The organism is Pseudoalteromonas aquimarina, assembly GCF_049257255.1.
Taxonomy (GTDB): domain Bacteria; phylum Pseudomonadota; class Gammaproteobacteria; order Enterobacterales; family Alteromonadaceae; genus Pseudoalteromonas.
The window spans coordinates 15,046-34,684 of record NZ_JBMMUG010000008.1 but is presented as its reverse complement, the minus strand read 5'-3'; the positions used below and the strand labels follow the sequence as shown (position 1 = coordinate 34,684).

Here is a 19,639-nt window from a genome sequence, read left to right as displayed (position 1 = left end):
TCTGGCTGAGCAGAAGTATTTTGCTTGCTCTCTATTAAATCAAGCTTATTTACTTCAAGCGAAACATCGTGTGATTGAATAACGGTTGTTGGTGCTTCACTTACATCCTCTTTTTGAGAAAAAGTCTGCTGCTTGAAAAAATAAAGTAATGCACTTGCAATTGCGACTAAAACAACTGTAAAAAACACTAACCAACTATAGATTTTCACCTGTTTTTTACGCGTTTCAATTTTTAAATCTTGCTGCTTATTTTCATTTTTCCAGGCCAATAGCAATTGCGGGTTACCATGACAAGCAGCTAAAAAAGCACCAAAAATTGGCTCATCTTCATAAGGCAAATCTTTAAAGTACATTCTCATTAAAGACAAACTTTCACTTTGATTTAATGGCTCTAAGTGGATATTGATAGCATCAAGCACTGGTAACTGCCGAGTAGCTGTTAATAAGATTCGTATTTTACCTTGGTAAAGCTCGGTCAGTTGATACAGCTCATTGGCAAACTCATCACTGATAAAATGGGCATTATCAATTACTATTAACAGTGGCTCAAGTATGCCTTTAGACAATATTGCAAAGTTATCCTGAATATTTAAATCATAATCAATTAAGGGATTTGAAAAACTTTGCTCTAAAATTTGCCCAAGTAGATGACGGTCTTGGGCACTGCGAGAAGCCTGAATATAGGCTTTATTATGCTCTGGGAATTTGTCTGAGATAAATGTTTCGGCAAGATAACTCTTGCCTAAACCTACCTCAGAAATAAGGCATATAAAATTATTACCATAAGCAAACTGCAATTCGATTCTATCGACTAACGCCTGCCTACTTGGCAATATTTTAGTTTGCATGCAGTTTAAATAACTCTTCTAATTCTTGTTGTGTAACATCATCAACAAGTTCACATGCACCGAAAGATGTTGGAATGATAAAACGGATCACACCTTGTTTATTCTTTTTATCTTTAACCATGTGTTTTACAAAATCATCACATGACATGCTTGTTGGTGCTTTTATTGGTAAATTGAAGTCTGCTAGCAGAGTAATTATTCGTTGTAACTCTTGCTCTGACAGATAGCCACGCAAAAACGCTAACTGTGACGCTAACACCATACCTGTGGCAACGGCTTCACCATGAAGCCAATTACCGTATCCCATTTCAGCTTCAATTGCATGACCGAAAGTGTGTCCAAGATTTAATAAAGCTCTTAATCCAGACTCTTTCTCATCTTGTGCAACAATTTCAGCTTTAATTTCACAGCATCGATAAATAATTTTACTAAGTGCTTCTGTATGATGTTCTTTTATAGCAGTTGAGTTATCTTCAATAAACTTAAAGAAGTCAGCATCGTAAATTAAGCCATATTTGATTACTTCAGCAATACCAGCTGCAAATTCTCTGTCTGGTAAGGTGCTAAGGGTATTATTGTCGATATAAACAGCTTTAGGTTGATAAAAAGCACCAATCATATTTTTACCAAGTGGATGGTTAACCGCTGTTTTACCACCTACAGATGAATCTACTTGCGACAGTAATGTTGTTGGCACCTGAATAAAATCAATACCACGTTGATAACAGGCAGCTACAAAACCAGTTAAATCACCAATCACGCCGCCACCAAGCGCAACAAGGCAGGTATCACGGCCGCAGTTATGCTCTAACAAAAAGCGATTTATAAATTCAAAGTATTCGAGTGATTTAAATTGCTCGCCATCTGGGATGATGCAAGACAGAAAGGAATCTGATGGTAATTGAGCTGTGAATTTATCTAAGTAGATAGGAGCGATTGTTTCATTGGAAACAATCACCACTTTTTTACCTGCCAAAATTTCCGATAAATTTGGACTATCAGTAAGATTGTTTTGTGAAATATAAATTGGGTAGCTGCGCTCACCCAAATTAACTGATAATTCAAGCATGCGCATCCCCTTTTATATTTAGAAATTTATCTTTTCGATAATTTGATTGGCAACAACTTTTGCACTTTGTTCATCGGTACGAACAACGAAGTCAGAAACTTCAACGTAAAGTGGATTACGCTCGTCAGCTAAACGAACTAATACATCTTTAGGTGGTTCTTCCGTTTGCAATAACGGACGTTTCTTGTCACGTTGAGTACGCGCTAATTGCTTTTCGATCGGAGTTTCTAAATAAACAACGATACCACGAGCAGAAAGCTTATTACGTACATCTTTACTAATAATAGAGCCACCGCCTGTTGCTAGAACGATACCTTGCTTTTCTGTTAAATCAGAAATAACAGACTCTTCTCTGCGACGAAACCCTTCTTCACCTTCAATATCAAATACCCAAGCGATATCCGCACCAGTGCGACGCTCGATTTCTTGGTCTGAGTCAAAAAACTCTAAATGAAGTTGGTCTGCAAGGTGACGACCAATAGTGCTTTTACCTGCGCCCATTGGGCCCACTAGAAATATATTACGTTTTTCAGCCATATCTTTTAGTACAAACGAACTCTAAAATTGAAAAAAACCCCGCTTATTAGCTGGTCCCCAAAAGTAAGGCGGAGATTATCTCAACAAATAGGCAAGGTTTTCAAGTGTTATACAATAAAAAGGGCTATTCAGCCCTTTTTAGCTACAAAGATTCATTAAGAATTTTCGGAGTTACGAAAATAAGTAACTCTTTTTTCTCATTAAATTCACTATTAGATTGGAACAAGTAACCAAGGTAAGGAATATCACCTAACAGAGGTACTTTTTTCGTGCTGCTCACAATCTGCTGCTGGTAAATACCACCAAGCACTACAGTCTGACCATTATCAACCAATACTTGAGTACGAATCTTCTGAGTATCAATTGCTACCGCAGGGCCAGTTGGTGTTTGTACTGTATCACCACGCGTATCCTGAGTAATAACAAGGTCTAGGATGATCTTGTCGTCAGGTGTAATTTGTGGCGTTACTTCCAAACTTAATACTGCTTTCTTAAATTCAACCGTAGTTGCACCACTTGATGCAGCTTGAACATAAGGAATTTCAGTACCTTGCTCAATACGAGCAAGTTTTTGGTTTGCAGTAGTAATACTTGGACTTGCGATAATTTCAGCTTTATTTTCTTGCTCAAGCGCAGATAACTCAAGGTCAATTAGCGTGCCATCAGCAAGTTTTGCCACATGGATACCAATACTACCTGCAGGGTTTGCAATCGGCAAATTAACATTTAAACGATCGCTAAGCGCTGGAATAATACCATTTGCGATGTTGTTAGCACCTTCTAAGGTACCTGAAACACCATCAGAATTCTGCTGATCACTAAAGCCCCAACGAATACCTAAATCTTCTTGAACATTGTCACGAACAGTAACCATGCGAGATTCAATTTTTACCTGCTTAACCGGAATATCAAGGTTCTCAATCATACGACGAACACTTTCAATACTTACTGCAGTATCTTTAATAAGTAATGTATTGGTACGCTCATCAACCGATACTGAACCACGGCTTGATAAAATACTGTTACCTTCAAACTTTAATAGTTCTGAGAAATCTTTCGCTTTAGCATAGTTTAGTTGAATGTACTCGCTATATAGCGGTTCAAGTTCAGCAACTTTTTGCTTAACTTCTAGCTCGCGAGCTTCACGTGATGCTAACTCTTCTGTCGGTGCAACCATTAGAATAGAACCATCCATGCGCTTATCTAAGCCCTTCATTCGTAAAACAACATCAAGCGCTTGGTCCCATGGAACACCATCTAAACGTAGTGTAATGTTACCTTCAACTGAATCACTCGTTACTAAGTTGAAGTTATTGTACTGCGCAATAATTTGCAGCACTTGACGAATAGAAATATCTTGGAAGTTAAGTGACATAGGCTTACCTTGGTAGTCTTTACCATCACCAAGGAAACTGCGCTTAGACTCATCTTTTTCAACTGTTAACGTGAAGATGTTATCAAGTTGCTGATAGTTATAATCAAAACCTGTCGTAGTATCGATAACAATACGGCTGTTGATGCCATCTTTAAAGGTTTCAACAGTGCTTACTACCGTACCAAAATCCATAACATCTAATTGATATAATAAATCATCAAGAATATCGGTGTTGTGAAATTCAGCAACAATTTTGCCAGCTTTTTCACTAACGTCGATTGCAGCCATGTTTTCTTGTAAGAAAATCATCACTCGCGCTTCACCGCTTTCGCCACGACGAAAATCAATAGCTTGGATTTTGTTAATATAACTAGAGCTGTCTTCTACTGCTGATGTTTCAGCAACATCTTGCGTTGGGTTATCACTCACATGTAAATAGAATAAGTTTTTATCTACACGTGTTTGATAAATTTTAAGATAGTCTAAGAAAACTGTAACTTTAAAGCCGTCATTTTCAAAAGCATGAGTAACACGTTTAACACCTGCTTTATTAATTAATACTTCAGTTAGGTTTTCTTCAAAGTCAGCTTCATCGAAAAATAATTCAATACGAGCAGGCTCAGAAAATACCTGGATTTTAGGTTCAATATAAATCTCTTCGTCAAATACGAATTCGATTTCCGTTTCACCATCGAGTAATGGGTTGTAGCGCACATCATATAGCAGCGGGACAGCAGATGCCCCAAATGAAAGCACCAATAAACCGGCTGTCAGTAAAGTTGTAAAACCTTTACGTAGAAGACCTACTGCTGATCGCATATTATTAAACCCTTTATTATTAACTTGACGCATTGCTACCTGCCTCCACGATTTCCACTTTCGTCAGGCGTTCTTTCCAACATCCTGCACCATCAGGTATTAACTCTAATAACTCAATAAAGCCATTTTGAACCTGAGTTACTTTGCCATTAAACAAACCCATTCGGCCACCAATACCAACTTCATGCAACGAGTTATCTGGTGCTGTTATCAGCGCTAATAACTCTGTTGTTGAGCCGATCGTTCCACGCATTTGTAAATTCTCAAGCGGGAAACGCTCTAAAGCTTCTTTACGTCTTCTTGGATCTGGGTGTAAGCAGTTTTGAACCTGCAATAATCGATCCTGAATAACTTCTGGCTTAGGCGCTACAAATGGGCTTCGCTTTTCACTGGCTGTGTAAGCAAAGTGGTTAAACTTCTTTATTTCAGGAATTGGCTCAACATTATTATTAGTATTAGCACGCACCTGATTAATAAACTCTTGTTGCTCTGTTAAATCATCAAAGCAGCCGCTAAGAATAAGAGGTAATGCTAAAATTGCTAATTTTTTCATTCACGCTCTCCTTCATATCGGTATGTTTTAGCAACAACGCTAAATTCTAGTTGCTCTTGTTTATCACCGCCTTTTATTGTGAAGTCATGTAAGCTGATAATACGAGGTAGTTCAGCAACCTTACTCACAAACTCACCGAAGTCGTGGTAACTACCAACAACTTCAATTTTAATCGGCAGCTCTGTGTAGAACTCTTTTTCAATCTCTGGCATCCACTCAACTTTATGGAATGTTAAGCCACTTGAAGTACCAATGTATGATAAATCTTCGATAAGACCAGGTGTTTCACTTGAGGTAGGAAGGCGCTTCAATAGCTGCGCAAATTTTTCTTCCATCTCAACCATTTGTTGACGATAGATCTCAAGTTTACTTGCTACATCGTATTTTTGACGATAAGTGGTACGTAACTCTTGCTCTTTTTGCTGCGCTTGTTCATACGCCTCAATTTCATTTGAAACCATCATTGAGTATGTGAAAAATGCAACCAAGCCCGCAGCTATAATACACACAATAATTTTGACCGCTAAAGGCCAACTTCCTATGTTTTCAAGATCTAATTCGTCTAATTCGATTTCATTTAGCGACTTTAAATCAATATTCATTTTTGAGCCTCGCTAATTTCCTCGTAAGGCTTCACTCTAAACCTTAGATTAAAATCATTAAGAAGGCGAAGCTCTTGATCGCCAGCTTCAATTACTTGCATTACAGCATCTTCAAATAGATAAGATTCTTCTAACTTACGTAACATAGCAGATACGCGGTTATGAGATTCACTTTTACCTACGATTTGTAGCGCTCGGTCACGACGTTCTAAGCTTGTTAAGTAAACACCTGAAGGAACGACAAGTGCAACTTCATCCATGATTTGTGTACCAAGGTTTCGGTTACTTTGAAGCTCTTCGATTAAGCGCATACGTTGTTGTAGGCTCGCTTTTCGTTTATCTAGTTCACGAATATCTTTAATTCGCTGATCGAGTAAAGCGATTTCTGATGTTAAAAAGTTATTACGCACATTTTGGCCATCTTTTAAAGCACCATAAAACATGCTTAAACCAAACATACTACCAAATGACATGATCACAACCAGTAGCAAGATAGTTACAAACTGTTTTTGTGCCTCTTTGCGCGACGCTTCACGCCACGCCAGGAGATTTATATGTGGCATGGTGAAAAACTCCTTAGTGCTAAGCCTGTTGCAACTGCTAGCTGGGCTTGATGTTTTTCTAAGGATTCACGATCCACCCCTGGTGCTAACTCCATTTTCTCAAAAGGGTTCATAATCACAGAATGAATACCAAGTTCATCAATCAGTAACTTATCTAAACCTGAAATCAATGAAGTACCGCCCGAAAGGACAATATAATCAACTTGATCTTTACCACTTGTTGTTAAGAACATTTGAATTGCACGACGAACTTGCTGCAAGAATGACGTTTGGAAAGGTGCTAATACTTCAAACGTATAGTTTGGAGGTAAATCACCCGATGTTTTAGCTAATTCGGCTTCATCAAAGCTTTTGTTGTAATACGACACAATACTGTGAGTATATTGCTCACCACCAAACACTTGGTCACGGGTATAAAGCGTCTCACCGTTTTGAGCAACACTAATAAGCGTCATCGTCGCACCGACATCAATAAACGCAACTATTTTATTAGCTGCATCTTCTGGCAGTAAATCATAGCAGAGGTCGATGTTACGACTTAACGCATATGCTTCAACATCAACTACTTTTGGTGTAAATCCGCCTGACTCAACTGCACCTGCACGAGCTTCAACGCTTTCAGTACGCGCAGCCGAAAGTAGTACATTTACTTTTGAAGGATCAGCATCATTGACGTCTAGCTTTTCAAAATCCAGACTGACTTCGTCTAATGGATATGGAATTAAGCTATCCGCTTCAATTTCAATTTGCGATTCTAATTCAGCATCCGTTAAGGCAACATCCATAAAGATGACCTTAGTGATAACTGCTTGACCAGATACCGCTGTAGCCGCTTCCGTAATATTCTTGGGGAGTTTTTTACGGATTTTGTTAATAACACGACCAACAGCTTCAATATCTTGAATGGTCCTTTCTGCCATTGCCCCTTTAGGCATTGGCTCAACAGCGAACGCTTCAAGTCGGTAATGAGTTTCTTTTTGGCTAAGCAATACCGCTTTAACGGAATGTGAACCAATATCAATACCAACCATCAGAGGCTGTGGTTTTTTAAACAGTTGACCTATCATAAACCTAACGCTAATCCTTTTTTTTATAATTATAATAACTTTATAAAATCTAGCGAAAAAATTTTATTCAAAAATTAATCAGGATATACTACCAGTGTTATCTTGTAATTGGGAGTCCATTCTCGGGAATTTTCTGTGGCTTTTATAAAAAACTTTTTACGTTTTATTATCATATGTACCATTCTTGGTACTTTTGCAGTAGTTATCCTTTACTTTTATGTAAAGCCCGAGCTGCCCAGTGTTGCCGTTTTAAAAGACGTGCAACTTCAAACACCTATGCAAGTATTCACCAAAGATGGACGATTAATCAACCAATTTGGTGAAAAAAAACGTATTCCCGTTACGATAGATCAAATTCCTGAAGACTTTATCCATGCGATTTTAGCAACAGAAGACAATCGTTTTTACGAACATCCGGGTATCGACCCTATTGGTATTATCCGCTCTGCAATCGTGTTAATTACTACCGGACAAAAGAAGCAAGGTGCTAGTACCATCACCATGCAGACAGCACGTAACTTCTTCTTAACTCGTGAAAAAGCTTACATGCGTAAGATAAAAGAAATTTTTATCGCACTGCATATCGAAAGCTTAATGACAAAGGATGAGATCCTTGCACTTTACCTTAACAAAATTGAGCTTGGTCACAGAGCCTTTGGTATTGGCGCAGCTGCTCAAGTTTACTACGGTAAAGATCTTAACGAATTGAGTCTGCCGGAATTAGCGATGATTGCAGGCTTACCAAAAGCCCCTTCAACACTAAACCCAATTAGCAACCCAGAACGCGCAAAGCATCGCCGCAATGTTGTTCTGTCACGAATGTTAGTTGAAGGTTATATAAGCCAAGCGCAATTTGATAAAGCTAGTAAAGCGCCAATTACTGCAAAGAAGCATGGTGCTGAAATCGAATTTTCAGCGCCATACATATCAGAGATGATCCGTGCTGATATGGTTGCTCGTTTTGGTTTAGAAGGAGCTTATAATACTGGTTACAAAGTTTACGCGACTATAAATTCTCGCAATCAAGCTGCTGCTCAAAAAGCACTTATGGACAATATCCATAATTATGACCATCGTCATGGCTTTCGAGGTGTCAAAATTTATCTGTGGAATTCAGAAACAGATGCACCATGGCAGCGAAAAGAAATCTTATCCTATCTTGAATCAGTTGATGAATTTGGTTATTTAAAAGCGGCAGTTGTTGAACAAATCGACGAGCAAAATGCCTATGCCGTATTAAAAGATGGCACATCAATTACGATCAATTGGGATGGATTAAAGTGGGCTCGCCCATATATTACCCAATCCAGGCAAGGTAAAGCACCTTCAGTAACCTCTGATATTCTGCATCCTGGCGCGTTTATATGGCTTCAGCAAGATGAAACTGCTCAATACCAACTATCACAAATGCCTGATGTGAGTAGTGCGATTGTATCGCTTAATCCACAAAATGGCGCAATCGAAGCGCTAGTTGGGGGATATAGTTTTGAGCAATCACAATACAACCGCGTTACTCAGGCTAAACGCCAAGTTGGTTCAAATATTAAACCATTTCTTTATTCTGCGGCCATTGAGCACGGTTATTCACTCGGCACTATTATTAATGATGCCCCCATTAATAGCTGGAACTCAGCACAACGCATCGCATGGCGTCCTGAAAATAGCCCAGCTAATTATGATGGTCCAATTCGTGTGCGCCGCGCTTTAGCGCAATCTAAAAACGTTGTTGCTGTGCGACTACTAAGAGGCATAGGTGCTCGTAACACGGTAGACCACTTACTTAAATTTGGTTTCTCGCCTGAAGATATCAAACCCCATGAAGCCCTTTCGCTAGGTGCTGCATCCTTAACGCCATTGGAAGTTGCCCGTGGTATGGCTGCATTTGCAAATGGCGGGCATTTGATAGAACCTTATTTTATCGACCGTATTGAAGATGCAGAAGGCAATATTATTTATCAAGCGCAGCCTCTAGTGGTATGCAACCAATGTACAGCTGAAGAAGTACGTGATAGCTATCATTATGCACCGCGCATAATCAGCGAACAGAATGCATTTCTAATTGCTGATGCAATGAAAACAGCTGTCTATGGTGAGCCAGGTTGGGTTGGCACCGGTTGGCGTGCAAAAGATTTAAAACGCAATGACTTGTCGGGTAAAACCGGTACAACAAACGATATCGTTGATACTTGGTTCTCTGGGTTTAACAGTCAAGTAATTACAACAACATGGGTTGGCTTTGACGATCCTGGTAAGCGTTTGGGTCGTGTTCAATATAATAACAACTTAACGAAAAACCAGTTCGCCGGCGGTGAATCAGGTGCACGAACTGCACAGCCCGCTTGGATTGCTTATATGCGTGAAGCACTAAAAGGCATGCCAAGCTCGCCAATTGAACAGCCTGAAGGTTTAGTATCAGTTCGTATTGACCGTAAATCTGGGCTACTGAGTAATAAAACAGATAAGTCGACGCGCTTTGAATACTTTATTAAAGGCACAGCTCCGACTCAATATATACAAGAAGAAGTACCAAATTTATTTGATCCTTATGAGTCAAGCGACCTTGCTACCACTAATGAAGAGTTATTCTAAAAACAAAAAAAGCCGCTTTTATAAGCGGCTTTTTACTGTTAATTACTTTCTATTAATTACTCAGAAAGTTTATGGCATAGCCAGTAAAGATCTGAGTGCACCCCTGCTGCAGTAACTTCTCGTCCAGCACCAGGACCTTGAATTATAAGCGCATTATTTTCATACCACACACTGTTTATAACAAAAATGTTATCACCAGGGGTAAGTGTCGCAACAGCTGCATTTGGCGCAACCGCTTTTAAACCTACTTTTGCGGTAATGGGTGTTGTGGTTGTATCCAACTCAGCCACATACCTAAGTGTTTTACCTTCTTTTTCAGCTTTTACAGCTAGTTCTTCAACAAACTTATCAAGTAAGTCTCGTTTTGCTAAAGCATCTTGCCACGTACCATTTGCAAGCTCTTGTGGCATCCAAGCCGACAATTCAATGTCGTCTAATTCAAGAGATAAACCAAGCTCACGAGCAAGAATTAACAGCTTACGCTGAACATCGCGTCCTGATAAATCCTCACGCGGATCTGGTTCGGTAAAGCCAAGTTCCCTTGCCTGCTCAACAAGCTCCGAGAACTTTTTATCAAGCGAATAATTAGCCCCTAACCACGATAACGTGCCAGAGAAAACACCGCTAATTTTAGTGATCTTGTCACCTGAGTTTTGTAAATCTTTAAGTGCAAAGTTAATTGGCAGACCCGCACCAACACTGGTGTTATAACGCCATAACAAGTTCTTTTCAGTTTGCAAACGGCGCAAGTTTTCATACCAATTAAGCTCGGCAGTACCAGCATATTTGTTGGCAGAAATAATATGGCAATCATGCAGTGCAAACTCAGGGTAAAGCAAACTAAACTGTTCGCTAGCAGTAATATCAATTACCACTTTATGGCCGTAATCAAGCTCTTTAATAAACTCAATAAGTTGCTCAGCGCTTGTCGCTTTTGCGTTTTCTGCAAAATGCGTACTGGCGTTTTCAAGGGCTATTCCGTGCCCATTTAACCAACTTGAATTCGAACGTAATAAGCCAACCAATTTTACCGGTAGTAAAGTATTCAAACGTTCAAGTTGAGTACTGAGTTGAGATAAAAACACCTCTCCCACATTACCAATACCGGCAACAATTACTGCTAATTCTTGTTTTGCCGTGATCAATTCATCATGCAGCAGAGATAAAGTATCGCTCTCAAGCAGTTGGTCACCTAATAAAATAGCAAAACCGTTTTGGCTCCATGCGCCGCGCAGAGTCATGCTTTGTTTTTCTAGTAACTGCTTAGCACTTTGTAGAAGTTGAGTTTCACTACCTGGCTCACTTACGATAGCAACCCCAGATACATTAGACTCAATTAGTACTGCATCTTGTTGGTAAAACGCTGCAACTTGCTCACCAAATTGGCTTGGTACTAACAATAAAGTATTGCCATCAACTTCTAACGGTTGCAATGGATGTTGTAGCAAAATGCTCAACTCTCTGATGCTGTCTTTATTGCTATTGGTGATTTGAAAAACGTCTGAACTGGCGAGTGTAGTAATAAAACGCTTTGCTTTAGCTTGTTCATTGGCAACTACTTTTGTGCCATCACTATGGCTATCATAGCTGCTGCGTACCACCAATTTGATATCGCTGTCTTTTAATGGCGTAAGTGTTTTAGCGTGTAAAACAGGGTTTCCTAAACGCGCCAGTAACTGCGCTTGTTGTTGGCTAATCTTGTTATACTTAACTGCTTTTTCCACTTTACGTGGGTCGGTACTGTAAACACCTTGTGTGTCAGTCCAAATAGTTACACTATCCGCGTTTAAGTATTTACCAAGCAAAGTGGCACTATAATCACTACCGTTACGACCAAGTGTTACAGTATTACCTGCTTCATCACTTGCGATAAAACCAGTTACAATATTCAGCTCATCTTGCTTTAGTGAACGACAACGAGCTGTGTTTTCATCGTGTTTTAAGTAATTTTCAGCAACAACGAATAAATCTCTGCTGTCATAGTGGCAGGCAGCAACACCGATTTTATTTAAATAATGTGCAAGTAAGCGGGCAGACCATAACTCACCATGTGCTAATAACCATGCTTGTTCTAGTTCAGCACAGCCTGCACGTTGTGAAATTGCATTTATATCGTCAATTAAGTGAGCATACACTTCACTTTTGTCACCTAATAATTCAGCTATAAGTGCACACTGATGATCTTTCAATAGTGCAATCACCTCGCCTACACCTTTGTGATCTTGATTGTGGTAACTCGACCATAAGCGCACTAAGGTATCGGTTGTTTTGCCTGCGGCAGAGACCACCACCGCATCACCACCACTTAATTGTTGGCAAATATTAGCAACTGCATGGTAGCGTTTTGCACTGCTTAGGCTTGAACCACCAAATTTATAAACTTGTTTTGTCATTTAACTTATCACCACAATGCCGGTCGTGCAGCACAGCACTGGTTTTGTGTTTCGCCACCAGCAACTGAGTTTTTGTTAATTGTTTTTGAAAATGCTTGCTCAAGATCAGCAATTAAATCTTCAACATCTTCTATACCCACAGAAATGCGAATTAAAGTATCGTTAACACCTGCTTTTAAACGCGCCTCTGGCGCCATGCCTGCGTGTGTCATGGTTGCAGGGTGACAAATTAAGCTTTCTACCCCGCCAAGTGATTCAGCTAAGCTGAACTGCTCAACACTAGTTAAAAACTTCGCCGTATCTTCAATCGTGCCTTTGATACTAAAGCTCACCATACCGCCAAACCCTTTTTGCTGAGCTTTCGCTAATTCATGTTGAGGGTGACTTTCAAGGCCTGGGTAGTAAACTTTTTCGACATGCTCACAGGTTTCTAAATAGCGTGCGATAGCAAATGCATTTTCTTGGTGCTGTTTAATACGCACATTTAAAGTACGAATACCACGGAGCGTTAAATACGCATCAAAAGGCGCACCAGTAATACCAATGTTATTTGCCCACCAAGCAAGCTCTTCACCTAATTCAGCTGTACGTGTAATTACAACACCCCCTACAACATCTGAGTGGCCGTTGATGTATTTTGTAGTTGAGTGGATCACAATATCTACGCCAAACGAAATTGGATTTTGTAATGCCGGTGATAAAAACGTGTTGTCTGCGCCAACAAGGGCACCAACAGAGTGAGCAACATCTACAACTTTGGCAATGTCAGTTAAACGTAAAACTGGGTTGCTCGGTGTCTCAATCCACACAAGCTTAGGTTTAATGGCTTTAATCTGCTCATAGCAAGACGCTTGAGTAAAATCGACCACAGCTACTTTTAATAAGCCACGTTTTTCAAGGCTAGTAAATAAACGGTAACTACCGCCGTAACAATCATGTGGAATTAAAATAGTATCTTCTGGCGTTAAAATTTGTGTGCATAAGTGAACAGCAGACATGCCTGTTGCTGTAACAATCCCTTTTTCGCCGCCTTCTAGCTTAGCTAATGTATCCGCTAAGATATCACGATTTGGATTACCACTACGGCCGTAATCATAGTCACGTTTTTTATCAAAATCAGCGAACTCATAGGTTGTCGATAAATATAACGGTGGTACAACTGCACCGTGAAGTTTATCAGCTGTAATGCCATTGCGAACAGCAAGGGTTGTTTGTTTACTTTGCTTCATAACTTTGCCACTTAGATGTTTAGACGTCCAAAAGGTTAAACCACTAAACGATGGAAGTCAAAACTTTTACACGTCTATATAGCCAAACAAATGATATTTGACTATATATTTTAAAACGATAAAATTTTGCCTCTTACTTACAGGCTATCGTCAAAATTAAATCGTAACAGATATAGGCTAGTACACTTTATGGCAACTAAATGGAACGGTGAATATATTCACCCATATGCAGAACACGGTAAAAAATCAGAACAAGTAAAAAAAATTACCGTATCTATCCCACTTAACGTATTGAAAGTACTGACAGACGAGCGTACTCGTAGACAAGTAAATAACTTACGTCATGCAACCAATAGTGAATTACTATGTGAAGCGTTTTTGCATGCGTTTACAGGTCAGCCACTGCCTGATGATGAAGATTTAAGAAAAGATAATCCTGAGCATATTCCGCAAAGGGTTAAAGAAATTCTCGCAGAACGCGGTTTACCGCTTCCTGAATTAGAAGATGAATAAAAAAAACCTCAGCAATTGCTGAGGTTTTTTCTTTTATTGCTTAATTAAAGCATATAGTTCTCTGGCATTTCAATTTGCGCTACGCCCGATGCAACCGCTGCTTCTGCAACTGCACGTGCTACACGTGGTAATAAGCGTGGATCCATTGGCTTAGGAATAATGTAGTCTTTACCGAACTCTAAGTTGGATTCACCTGAAGCCGAAAGCACTTCTTGTGGCACTGGCTCCTTCGCAATTTCGCGAATCGCATTTACCGCTGCAATTTTCATTTCATCATTAATTGCTGTTGCACGAACATCAAGCGCACCGCGGAAAATAAATGGGAAACACAACACATTATTAACTTGGTTAGGGTAATCTGAACGACCTGTTGCCATAATTAAATCATTTCGCGCGGCATTCGCTACTTCCGGTTTAATTTCAGGATCAGGGTTAGAACACGCAAATACCACTGGCTTATTTGCCATTAACTTTAGCTCTTCAGCAGTTAATAGATCTGGGCCTGATACACCCACAAATACGTCAGCTTCTTCAATTACATCTTGTAGTGTGCGTTTATCTGTATTGTTGGCAAATAACATTTTGTATTCATTTAAGTCATCACGACGTGTATGAATAACCCCTTTTCTATCGAGCATATAAATGTGCTCACGCTGTGCACCACATTTAATTAGTAGTTCCATACAGGCAATCGCAGCCGCACCTGCACCTAAACACACAATAAGTGCATCTTTAAGCTTTTTACCTTGGATCTCTAACGCATTTAACATACCTGCAGCTGTTACAATCGCAGTACCATGCTGATCATCATGGAAAACAGGTACACTACAACGCTCAATAAGTGCTTTTTCAATTTCAAAACATTCTGGTGCTTTGATATCTTCAAGGTTAATACCGCCAAAGGTGTCAGCAATGTTTTCAACAGTATTAATAAAGTCTTCTGTGGTGCGGTGTTTAACTTCAATATCAATCGAATCTAAACCAGCAAAACGCTTAAATAAAAGTGCTTTACCTTCCATTACAGGTTTTGACGCCAGCGGCCCTAAGTTACCTAAACCTAAAATAGCAGTACCATTTGAGATAACAGCGACCATATTGCCCTTTGCGGTATATTTATAGGCATTATTCGGATCAGCAGCAATTTCACGAACAGGTTCAGCAACACCTGGGCTGTAAGCTAATGCTAGGTCATTAACAGTCTCAGCAGGTTTTGTTAGTTCAATGCTAATTTTTCCGGGAACGGGTTCAGAATGGTATTGTAGCGCTTTTTCTCTTATGTCAGACATGCGTGCCTTATCCTACGATGTTAAAAGTGAGAGATACTGGTTTAATAGTACGGCATTTAGAGTAAATAGAAGTTAAATGCGGTTATATATTAACCTAAGACCATAGTTTAATTTACAACCATGAGCTCTAGATATTTTCTGCTAAATCATTACCAGATTGAAGTTAATTCAGATCCGACCAGATTTAGCTCACGCCTCTTTTTACACTCGACGAGTACTATTTTGCCAACAGATAGTAAAAATAATGACTATTGAAACCATCTATAATTCAGTATATAGCCATCTATTTAGAATAAAAAGACATAGAAAAAGCATTTAAGATGACAAAAATTCATATTAAATTTCAGACACAAAAAAAGCACCCGTAGGTGCTTTCTTAATAAGAACAAAAATGTTCTTATTTTTTGCTTGATAAAGCGCCGAAACGCTTGTTGAAGCGATCAACACGACCACCTGTATCAAGCACTTTTTGCTTACCAGTGTAGAACGGGTGACACTCTGAACAAACATCTAAGTGGATGTCTTTACAAAGAGTTGAACGCGTTACAAATTTGTTACCACATGAACAAGTAGCATTGATTGCTTCGTACTTAGGGTGGATACCTTCTTTCATAGTGAACCTCTAATTAGGCCGTATCGCTCTCCAAACCCGAAGTCTGGCACCATACGTTGTTAAACAAAAAATATATAGGGCGCGAATTCTAGCCAACAAACATCGCAATAGCAAGATCTTTAACCATCTCAATATAAATTAAGTTAAACACTAGCCGCGAAAAGTTTGCCGTGATTTAATTTCAAAAAGTCTGCCTTAAATTGAAAGCCAAATTACCATGCATCTAGTTGCCGAAGTTGCGTTAAATGTTCCGCTATATCGCAATTTTGATTATCTCATCGAACCACATATTCAACCAAATATTAGCGTTGGCTGCCGTGTTGCCGTGCAATTTGGCCGCCAGCAACTTATTGGCATCGTAATTAAGCTCAAATCACATAGCGAATTTATGGCAAAGCTAAAGCCAATTTCGCGCTTGGTAGATAACCAACCAATTATTGATAACCACCTAATTAGTTTGGTGGAGTTTGCTAGCCATTATTACCAAAACCCGCTCGGTGAAAGCTACCAAGTTGCACTGCCAAATTTACTTAATAAAGGCGAAGACTTAGATAAATCAGCCGTACCGATCATCAAACTTGTTGACGATACTGCAACTGTTACAGGTAAAAAACAACGTCAACTCATTGAGCACTTGGTCGATTCTGGTAGTACACCAGTAACCGAATTAAGCGCCCTAGGATTCAGTAGCAGCACCGTAAAATCACTGCTTGAAAAGTCAATTATTGAGAAAACTGTAGAATACAATCGTGATTGGCAATCAAAGCCCCTAACCGTTGGTGATAAGCCTAAACTAAACCGCGAACAGGCGGTAGCACTTGCAGCAATTAATCAGCAATCCGGTTACACATGCTACTTACTAGAGGGTGTTACAGGCAGTGGAAAAACCGAAGTTTATCTACAAGCATTAGAAAAACCACTTGAGCAAGGTAAACAAGCATTAGTATTAGTGCCTGAAATTGGCTTAACTCCGCAAACGGTTAATCGTTTTCGTAGACGTTTTCTAAACGTACCTATCATGCTTTGGCACTCTGCAATGACAGATCATGAGCGACTATCTACCTGGCGCGCAGCGCAAAATCAAAGTGCAGCAATTGTTATTGGTACACGCTCAAGTGTCTTTTTACCCTTTGCCCAGTTAGCAATGATCATCGTTGATGAAGAACATGACCTGTCGTTTAAACAACAAGATTCTCTGCGCTATCATGCCCGTGATCTAGCTTGTTTTCGTGCAGCCAAATTAGCAATTCCGCTTATTTTGGGCAGCGCAACGCCATCGCTCGAAAGCGTGCAAAATGCACTTAATAAAAAATACCAGCTTCTAACATTAACCGAGCGTGCCCAAACTCAAACAAATAATCACTACGTGTTACTTGATATGCGCGGGCAGCATCAACAGTCTGGTTTAGCACAAGCGACTCTCGAGTACATTAAAAAAGAACTTAACCGCGCCAAGCAAGTAATGGTATTTTTAAACCGTAGAGGGTTTTCACCAAGTCTTATTTGCCACGAATGTGGCTGGTTAAGCCAATGCCAACGTTGCAGCGCTAATGCTACATACCATAAGCATATTCGTAATTTAATTTGCCACCATTGCGGCGCACAAGAACATGTGCCAACCCAGTGCCCCTGCTGTGGCAGCACACAAATTATTCCAGCAGGGCAAGGAACAGAGCAAGTCGCCGAGTTTCTTTCCGAAGCTTTCCCAGACACTCCAATAACACGGGTTGACCGCGACTCAACACGTAAAAAAGGTAGTTTAGAAGCAGCATTAAATGAAATTAATAAAGGTGAACCGCGCATTTTAATTGGCACACAAATGCTTGCCAAAGGGCATCACTTTAGCGAAGTATCATTGGTAGTGATAATGGATGTGGACAGTGGGCTTTATTCGTATGACTTCCGTGCAACAGAGCATTTAGCGCAATTAATTACTCAGGTATCAGGTCGTGCAGGTCGCAGTGGTGAAGCGGGCACCGTATTATTACAAACACATTTTCCTGAGCATCCGTTATTACAAGATTTAATTAATAACGGTTATCAAGATTTCTCTCGCTATGCTTTAAGCGAACGAGAAGAAACGCAGCTCCCACCTTTTAGTTGTTTAGCGATTATTCGTTGTGAATCGCACAAACTAAATGACATCAATAATTTTTTATATGACCTTATTCCAGAACAGTTACCTTCTGGTATACAATTGCTCGGACCTGTTCCTGCAGCGCTTGAACGTATTGCAGGTAAGTACCGTTATCAACTCCATGTGCAAGGTAATGATCGCAAACAGTTGCATCTTTACCTCAATCAATTGGTTGGCTATATCAGCCAAAGTAAGCTTGCAGTAAAAGTACGCTGGAGTATTGATATCGATCCTGTATCCATGGCATAAGAAAACAGCAAAAATGGCCCAAAGAGATTACGTAAATAAAAAACGTACCCCAAAAAAACCGACTCAAAACAAACGCCCTTTTCCTGTTGCAGCGCTTTTAGTTGCGGTTGTTTTAGTATCGGCTGGTATTTATGGTCTTTATTTCATTACAACAAACAGTGAAGGCAAAGCAGCAACGCAAATTGCTCAAAAAGAGCAAACTTCAGCGCCTAAGCCAAAGCCGAAAAAGCCAGACTTTATTGATGAAATTGAGAATGCCAAAATAGAAGTCGAAGTTGAAGAGCAAGAACAACAAGGCCCCTATTATATGCAATGTGCATCACTTCGTAATCGTGAGGATGCTGAAGCGCTAAAAGCACAAATTGCCTTTAAAACAGGTTTAATTGCTGATGTTGACCGTACCGAAGGTAAAAACGGTGTTTGGTATCGTGTAAAAATCGAGCCATTTGAAACCAAACGTTTAGCCGAAAGCGCGAACAACCAAATCAAGCGTGCCCGCATGTCTCGCTGCCGTATTTATTTAATGCCAAAGTAATATCACACAAATTTAATTATCAATTCATCACTTGGTAGCTTAGTTAGCTACCAAGTTCTTAACCTCCCCTTGAAATACTCAGCTTCGTCCACATATCAATAACAATTGAAATTAACAGATTAAACCTAAGGTTTATTTATGACTACGATAGTTTCTGTGCGCCGTGAAGGCAAAGTAGTGATTGGTGGCGATGGCCAAGTATCACTCGGTAACACAGTAATGAAAGGCAACGCAAAAAAAGTGCGTCGCCTTTATAATGGCAAAGTGCTTGCTGGTTTTGCTGGCGGTACTGCTGATGCATTTACGCTTTTTGAACGCTTTGAATCTAAACTTGAAATGCACCAAGGTCATTTAACAAAAGCTGCGGTTGAAATGGCAAAAGATTGGCGCAGCGACCGTGCACTTCGAAAGCTTGAAGCCCTATTAGCGGTAGCAGATGAAACCGCATCCCTTATCATCACAGGTAATGGCGATGTTGTGCAGCCAGAACATGACTTAATTGCTATTGGTAGCGGTGGTAACTTTGCCCAATCGGCAGCCATTGCACTATTAGAAAACACTGAACTTAGCGCGCGCGAAATTGTAGAAAAAAGCTTAAAGATTGCAGGCGATATTTGCGTATTTACTAATAACTTCCAAACCATTGAAGAGCTGGGGTAATT

At 39.8% G+C, this 19,639-nt stretch carries 17 protein-coding genes; 5 read left to right on the top strand and 12 right to left on the bottom strand.

The window, feature by feature from the left end; all coding sequences use genetic code 11:
* From AAEU29_RS18210 to AAEU29_RS18175, 8 genes are all read right to left on the bottom strand, one after another.
* Positions 1 to 848 (bottom strand): ATP-binding protein (locus AAEU29_RS18210; RefSeq protein ID WP_421974642.1); only part of this gene is annotated, 848 nt, incomplete at its 3' end.
* Positions 838 to 1,917, bottom strand: coding sequence for a 3-dehydroquinate synthase (gene aroB / locus AAEU29_RS18205; protein ID WP_421974641.1), 1,080 nt, complete (start codon positions 1,915 to 1,917; stop codon positions 838 to 840). The genes aroB and AAEU29_RS18210, both read right to left, overlap by 11 nt.
* Positions 1,918 to 1,935: 18 nt before the next feature.
* Positions 1,936 to 2,454 carry a shikimate kinase AroK gene (gene aroK / locus AAEU29_RS18200; protein WP_274763181.1) on the bottom strand — a complete coding sequence of 173 codons (519 nt, stop codon included), beginning with the start codon at positions 2,452 to 2,454 and terminating at the stop codon, positions 1,936 to 1,938.
* Positions 2,455 to 2,596: 142 nt separating this feature from the next.
* A complete protein-coding gene (locus tag AAEU29_RS18195; RefSeq protein ID WP_421974640.1) occupies positions 2,597 to 4,681 on the bottom strand; it encodes a type IV pilus secretin PilQ in 2,085 nt (694 codons plus the stop codon).
* Positions 4,668 to 5,201 (bottom strand): pilus assembly protein PilP, encoded by a 534-nt coding sequence (locus tag AAEU29_RS18190; RefSeq protein ID WP_274763183.1) that lies wholly within the window; start codon positions 5,199 to 5,201, stop codon positions 4,668 to 4,670. Before AAEU29_RS18190 ends, AAEU29_RS18195 begins: the two co-directional genes overlap by 14 nt.
* On the bottom strand, positions 5,198 to 5,803 hold the full coding sequence (locus tag AAEU29_RS18185) for a type IV pilus inner membrane component PilO (RefSeq protein WP_421974639.1): 606 nt from the start codon (positions 5,801 to 5,803) through the stop codon (positions 5,198 to 5,200). Before AAEU29_RS18185 ends, AAEU29_RS18190 begins: the two co-directional genes overlap by 4 nt.
* Entirely contained in the window at positions 5,800 to 6,366 is a 567-nt protein-coding gene (locus AAEU29_RS18180) for a PilN domain-containing protein (protein ID WP_274763185.1), read from the bottom strand. Before AAEU29_RS18180 ends, AAEU29_RS18185 begins: the two co-directional genes overlap by 4 nt.
* Entirely contained in the window at positions 6,354 to 7,433 is a 1,080-nt protein-coding gene (locus AAEU29_RS18175; RefSeq protein ID WP_274763186.1) for a pilus assembly protein PilM, read from the bottom strand. The genes AAEU29_RS18180 and AAEU29_RS18175 overlap by 13 nt, the downstream gene beginning before the upstream one ends.
* A 135-nt stretch (positions 7,434 to 7,568) precedes the next feature.
* On the opposite strand from AAEU29_RS18175, the gene AAEU29_RS18170 reads away from it, so the two are divergent.
* On the top strand, positions 7,569 to 10,022 hold the full coding sequence (locus AAEU29_RS18170) for a penicillin-binding protein 1A (RefSeq protein ID WP_421974638.1): 2,454 nt from the start codon (positions 7,569 to 7,571) through the stop codon (positions 10,020 to 10,022).
* Positions 10,023 to 10,078: 56 nt separating this feature from the next.
* Here AAEU29_RS18170 and metL read toward each other — a convergent pair whose 3' ends face one another.
* Both metL and metB read right to left on the bottom strand, forming a co-directional pair.
* Positions 10,079 to 12,415: a bifunctional aspartate kinase/homoserine dehydrogenase II gene (metL, locus tag AAEU29_RS18165; RefSeq protein WP_421974637.1), complete on the bottom strand. Its 2,337-nt coding sequence runs from the start codon at positions 12,413 to 12,415 to the stop codon at positions 10,079 to 10,081.
* Positions 12,416 to 12,423: 8 nt separating this feature from the next.
* Positions 12,424 to 13,644 carry a cystathionine gamma-synthase gene (gene metB, locus AAEU29_RS18160; protein ID WP_421974636.1) on the bottom strand — a complete coding sequence of 407 codons (1,221 nt, stop codon included), beginning with the start codon at positions 13,642 to 13,644 and terminating at the stop codon, positions 12,424 to 12,426.
* Positions 13,645 to 13,833: 189 nt separating this feature from the next.
* Here metB and metJ point away from each other — a divergent pair, with 189 nt between their 5' ends.
* Complete coding sequence (gene metJ / locus AAEU29_RS18155; protein ID WP_274763190.1) at positions 13,834 to 14,157, top strand: met regulon transcriptional regulator MetJ; 324 nt, start codon at positions 13,834 to 13,836, stop codon at positions 14,155 to 14,157.
* Positions 14,158 to 14,201: 44 nt separating this feature from the next.
* Here the strand turns inward: metJ and AAEU29_RS18150 are convergent, their stop codons facing one another.
* Together AAEU29_RS18150 and rpmE are read right to left on the bottom strand one after the other, a co-directional pair.
* The gene (locus AAEU29_RS18150) at positions 14,202 to 15,443 is read right to left on the bottom strand and encodes a malic enzyme-like NAD(P)-binding protein (protein ID WP_421974635.1); all 1,242 of its coding nucleotides are present in this window, start codon (positions 15,441 to 15,443) and stop codon (positions 14,202 to 14,204) included.
* Between the two features lie 397 nt (positions 15,444 to 15,840).
* Complete coding sequence (gene rpmE, locus AAEU29_RS18145; protein ID WP_038637802.1) at positions 15,841 to 16,056, bottom strand: 50S ribosomal protein L31; 216 nt, start codon at positions 16,054 to 16,056, stop codon at positions 15,841 to 15,843.
* A gap of 217 nt (positions 16,057 to 16,273) precedes the next feature.
* Here rpmE and priA point away from each other — a divergent pair, with 217 nt between their 5' ends.
* The 3 genes from priA (at position 16,274) to hslV (ending at position 19,637) form a co-directional block, all read left to right on the top strand.
* A complete protein-coding gene (gene priA / locus AAEU29_RS18140) occupies positions 16,274 to 18,442 on the top strand; it encodes a primosomal protein N' (RefSeq protein ID WP_421974634.1) in 2,169 nt (722 codons plus the stop codon).
* Between the two features lie 13 nt (positions 18,443 to 18,455).
* Positions 18,456 to 18,977 carry an SPOR domain-containing protein gene (locus AAEU29_RS18135; RefSeq protein WP_421974633.1) on the top strand — a complete coding sequence of 174 codons (522 nt, stop codon included), beginning with the start codon at positions 18,456 to 18,458 and terminating at the stop codon, positions 18,975 to 18,977.
* Positions 18,978 to 19,115: 138 nt separating this feature from the next.
* Positions 19,116 to 19,637, top strand: a complete 522-nt coding sequence (gene hslV / locus AAEU29_RS18130; RefSeq protein WP_274763263.1) for an ATP-dependent protease subunit HslV — start codon at positions 19,116 to 19,118, stop codon at positions 19,635 to 19,637.
* The last annotated feature ends 2 nt before the right edge of the window (positions 19,638 to 19,639 follow it).

Coding starts and splice junctions, on each gene's coding strand:
- rpmE (WP_038637802.1), bottom strand. CDS start 16,056: ATGAAAGAAGGTATCCACCCTAAGTACGAAGCAATCAATGCTACTTGT.
- metL (WP_421974637.1), bottom strand. CDS start 12,415: ATGACAAAACAAGTTTATAAATTTGGTGGTTCAAGCCTAAGCAGTGCA.
- AAEU29_RS18150 (WP_421974635.1), bottom strand. CDS start 15,443: ATGTCTGACATAAGAGAAAAAGCGCTACAATACCATTCTGAACCCGTT.
- aroB (WP_421974641.1), bottom strand. CDS start 1,917: ATGCTTGAATTATCAGTTAATTTGGGTGAGCGCAGCTACCCAATTTAT.
- AAEU29_RS18195 (WP_421974640.1), bottom strand. CDS start 4,681: ATGCGTCAAGTTAATAATAAAGGGTTTAATAATATGCGATCAGCAGTA.
- metJ (WP_274763190.1), top strand. CDS start 13,834: ATGGCAACTAAATGGAACGGTGAATATATTCACCCATATGCAGAACAC.
- aroK (WP_274763181.1), bottom strand. CDS start 2,454: ATGGCTGAAAAACGTAATATATTTCTAGTGGGCCCAATGGGCGCAGGT.
- AAEU29_RS18175 (WP_274763186.1), bottom strand. CDS start 7,433: ATGATAGGTCAACTGTTTAAAAAACCACAGCCTCTGATGGTTGGTATT.
- priA (WP_421974634.1), top strand. CDS start 16,274: ATGCATCTAGTTGCCGAAGTTGCGTTAAATGTTCCGCTATATCGCAAT.
- AAEU29_RS18180 (WP_274763185.1), bottom strand. CDS start 6,366: ATGCCACATATAAATCTCCTGGCGTGGCGTGAAGCGTCGCGCAAAGAG.
- hslV (WP_274763263.1), top strand. CDS start 19,116: ATGACTACGATAGTTTCTGTGCGCCGTGAAGGCAAAGTAGTGATTGGT.
- AAEU29_RS18185 (WP_421974639.1), bottom strand. CDS start 5,803: ATGAATATTGATTTAAAGTCGCTAAATGAAATCGAATTAGACGAATTA.
- AAEU29_RS18135 (WP_421974633.1), top strand. CDS start 18,456: ATGGCCCAAAGAGATTACGTAAATAAAAAACGTACCCCAAAAAAACCG.
- AAEU29_RS18190 (WP_274763183.1), bottom strand. CDS start 5,201: ATGAAAAAATTAGCAATTTTAGCATTACCTCTTATTCTTAGCGGCTGC.
- metB (WP_421974636.1), bottom strand. CDS start 13,644: ATGAAGCAAAGTAAACAAACAACCCTTGCTGTTCGCAATGGCATTACA.